This window comes from Mesorhizobium sp. M7A.F.Ca.US.014.04.1.1 (assembly GCF_003998745.1).
Lineage (GTDB): Bacteria > Pseudomonadota > Alphaproteobacteria > Rhizobiales > Rhizobiaceae > Mesorhizobium > Mesorhizobium ciceri.
In genome coordinates, this window is the sequence record NZ_RZRW01001267.1 from 1 (window position 1) to 715 (window position 715).

General features: G+C 65.5%; 1 protein-coding gene and 1 pseudogene. Both read right to left on the reverse strand.

Going from position 1 to position 715, the window contains the following annotated elements; translation table 11 throughout:
• Positions 1-345 (reverse strand): annotated as a pseudogene (locus EOA22_RS35995) (4-diphosphocytidyl-2C-methyl-D-erythritol kinase); the annotation flags it as partial.
• Positions 342-715, reverse strand: a 374-nt coding sequence (locus EOA22_RS36000; protein ID WP_164756302.1) for an XdhC family protein, incomplete at its 5' end; no start/stop codon positions are given. The pseudogene EOA22_RS35995 and the gene EOA22_RS36000, both read right to left, overlap by 4 nt.

Genomic DNA, 715 nt, shown 5'->3' on the forward strand with positions numbered 1-715 from the left:
GGTGATGGCGGGATCGATGGCATTGATGGCGTCGATGGCAGCGGCATCGACCGTGAAGATGCCCGGCGCCTTGGCGTGGAGGCTGACCCGCCCGGTCGCGGCAGGCTTGGCTTCGATGCCGCGAAAGGCCATGCTCCCGGCAATCGTTTGCGCGGCCGCATCCTCGCCGAGGTCGTCTTCAGCCAGAACAGCCGCAACGACCTCGGAAACACCGGCAGTCCGTAGCAGCGCCACATCTTCGGCGCTCAGCCTATGCGCCTTGCGGAAGCGGCGTTCACCAGCGGTGGTGGAGTGTGCCAGCACCGCGCCTTCCGCCGTCTCGATCGGGATCGGTCCGAATTTCACGCCGCCGCACCTTTTGCGTCCAGCCCGCGCGAGCGGAAGGCATGGATCGCCTGGGCCAACACCGCAACAGCAATCTCTCCCGGGCTGGCAGCACCAATATCGAGCCCGATCGGCGCATGAATACGGGCGATCTGGTCGGCGCTCGCGCCCAGCGCCAGCAAACGTTCGACACGCTTGGCATGCGTCTTCCTGCTGCCGAGCGCGCCGACATAGAAGCAGTTGGCGTCTAGTGCTGCCTTCAGGGCGAAATCATCGACCTTGGGATCATGGGTGACGGCGGCAAGTGCGGTGTAGCTGTCGAGCGGCTGACGCTTCAGCACATCCTCCGGCCATTCGGCATGAAGCGCCACATCGGGAAAGCGGTCCGGCG